Here is a 2,698-nt window from a genome sequence, read left to right as displayed (position 1 = left end):
CCGTACAGGATGGCAAACAGTCCGTAGAGCACCAGCCAGTCAGCTGGGGCATAGAGCAGAAGCAAAGCGACTGGCAGCAAGGAAATGGCAAACTGGCCCGTCTGCCTGGTGCTGGCCTTCTTCCCGATCGTGGTCTCCAGGATTCGGCCCAACACCTGCATGGGGCCAATCATCGCTCCGATTGCGGCAGCATAGTACGGTGTCATTCCGCGATCATGCAAAATCGACATCAAGTGCAACGACATTGCCGAGAACACCAGGGCGTTCAAGGTCACGGCCGTCGTCACTGCATAAAAACTCGGTTGCCGTAGCACCGCCTTCAGGTCCCAATCCTTATTGGCGGCGGCCTTAGTCTTCTGAATAGACCTGGCTGCTGGAAGCAGCATATGAACCGGCAGGCAGATCACCAGGTTGGCCACCGCGTAAATCTGCCACGTCGTCCGCCAGCCGTACTGCTCCAGCAACCATTGGGTCAGCGGCCAGGCGACGGTACTGGCAAAGCCGCCGAACAGCGTCAACATCGTGATGGCGCGGCGGAAATCTGCCTGGAAGACCTGGGTCAACACGGCGAACGCCGGCTGGTATAGCGTCGCGCTCATGGCCAGTCCGATTACCGCCCAGATGAGGTAAAGCCCCAGCGCATCGTGAACGAACGACATGGCCGCCAGCATCAAGGCGGCCAATACGGTTCCGGCGCCCATCAGCAATCGGCCACCGATGCGGTCAATGATGCTGCCGGCCAGCGTCGACATCAGCCCCGAAATGAGCAGCGCAAGGGAATAAGCTCCGACCACGACCGGCTTGGAGAGCTGCAGCTCCGTCTGCATCGGCTGCATCAAGATCCCGTAGGCATAGAACATCGAGCCCCAGCCGACAATCTGGGTCAGCCCAAGCGAAGGGATCAGCCAGGTCGATTTGCGGGCCTCCACTTCAGCTCCCCAACCTCAGTGCCAAGGCGGACAGCGTCACCAGCAGGACGGGCAGCGTCAGCATCGCGCCCACCCGGAAGTAATAGCCCCATGAGATGTGGATGCTCTTCTTGTCCAGCACATGCAGCCAGAGCAAGGTCGCCAGGCTACCGATGGGGGTGATCTTGGGGCCAAGGTCGCTGCCAATGACATTGGCGTAGACCATTGCTTCCTTCACCACGCCTTGGGCTGTGGTGGCGTCAATCGACAGTGCGCCCACCAGTACCGTCGGCATGTTGTTCATGATCGACGACAGGAAAGCCGTCAAGAAGCCGGTACCGAGGGCAGCGCCCCAGACGCCGTGCTCTGCAAAGCCGTTCAGCACGCTTGTCAGGTAGTCCGTCAGGCCCGCATTGCGCAGCCCATACACCACCAGGTACATCCCCAGCGAGAAGAACACGACCTGCCAGGGCGCGCCCTTGATGACCTCGCGTGTGGAAATGACACGGCCTTTGCCTGCAACTGCCAGAAGGATCAGTGCGCCGACCGCCGCCACGGCGCTGATGGGCACACCGAGGCCTTCCAGCCAGAAGAAGCCCACCAGCAGCAGCGCAAGCACCCACCAGCCGGCAACGAACGTTGCTCGATCATGGACGGCAGAGACGGGATCCGGAAGCTGGGTCAGGTCATAGTTTGCGGGGATATCGCGACGGAAGTATAGGAGGAGCACAATGAGCGTCGCCACGACTGACACGATGTCGACGGGGATCATGACCGAGGCATATTCCGCAAAGCCGATCTTGAAGAAGTCCGCCGAGACAATATTCACCAGGTTGGACACCACCAGCGGCAGGCTGGCTGTGTCGGCGATGAAGCCGGCTGCCATGACAAAGGCCAGCGTCGCCTGGGGCGAGAATCGCAGCGCCAGCAGCATGGCGATGACGATCGGCGTCAGGATCAGCGCGGCGCCATCGTTGGCGAACAGGGCGGATACGGCTGCGCCCAACAGGATCAGCAGTACGAACAGCATGCGGCCGCGACCACCACCCCACCGGGCTACGTGCAAAGCTGCCCACTCGAAGAAGCCTGCCTTGTCCAGTAGCAGGCTGATGATAATGATGGCGATGAAGGTACCCGTGGCGTTCCAGACGATGTGCCAGACAACCGGGATGTCCGAAAGATGAATGACGCCGGCAGCCAAAGCCACGGCCGCGCCAGCGCACGCGCTCCAGCCAATGCCGAGCCCCTTGGGCTGCCAAATGACAAAAATCAGGGTGAGCAGGAAGATGACAAAAGCGGCCAGCACTTTCTTTCCTTGGTCAGAGAAGAGGAGTCAGGGAGGCAGGAGCCCAATGGCTCCTGCCGTAAGGTTTAAACCGGGGTGGCGCCGATAGCGTCCATCTCGCGCTTGATCGAGGTCTTCTCAAGCGTGTGGAACGGCAGGCTGGCAAAGATGTTCACGCGGGTCATGATCTGACGCGCAACCTTCGAGAATACGGCGCGCTTTTGCTCGTCGGTGCCGGTAGCAGCAGCAGGATCTTCGAATCCCCAGTGGGCCGAGATCGGTTGTCCAGGCCAGATCGGACATACTTCGCCGGCAGCGTTGTCGCAAACCGTGATGATGAAATCCATCTTGGGGGCATCCGGTGCCGCAAACTCGTCCCAGCTCTTGCTGCGCAGGTCATTCAGCGGATAACCAGTGGCGTGGATCTGCTCCAGCGCCAGTGGGTTGACGGCGCCGGCCGGATGGCTGCCTGCACTGTAGGCATTGAAGCGACCTTTCCCCATGG

The 2,698-nt window shown here is 60.7% G+C and carries 3 protein-coding genes; all 3 read right to left on the bottom strand.

The window, feature by feature from the left end:
- Positions 1 to 929 (bottom strand): MFS transporter (locus AKL28_RS23255; RefSeq protein WP_050470661.1); only part of this gene is annotated, 929 nt, incomplete at its 3' end.
- 1 nt (position 930) lies between these two features.
- A complete protein-coding gene (locus AKL28_RS23250) occupies positions 931 to 2,214 on the bottom strand; it encodes an arsenic transporter (RefSeq protein ID WP_050470660.1) in 1,284 nt (427 codons plus the stop codon).
- Positions 2,215 to 2,279: 65 nt separating this feature from the next.
- The coding region (locus AKL28_RS23245; RefSeq protein ID WP_050470659.1) for an arsenate reductase ArsC at positions 2,280 to 2,698 on the bottom strand (419 nt) is incomplete at its 5' end.

This window comes from Herbaspirillum chlorophenolicum (assembly GCF_001189955.1).
Taxonomy (GTDB): Bacteria; Pseudomonadota; Gammaproteobacteria; order Burkholderiales; family Burkholderiaceae_D; genus Herbaspirillum; species Herbaspirillum chlorophenolicum.
The sequence above is the reverse complement of the archived record's forward strand: the minus strand, read 5'-3'. Positions and strand labels throughout refer to the sequence as shown.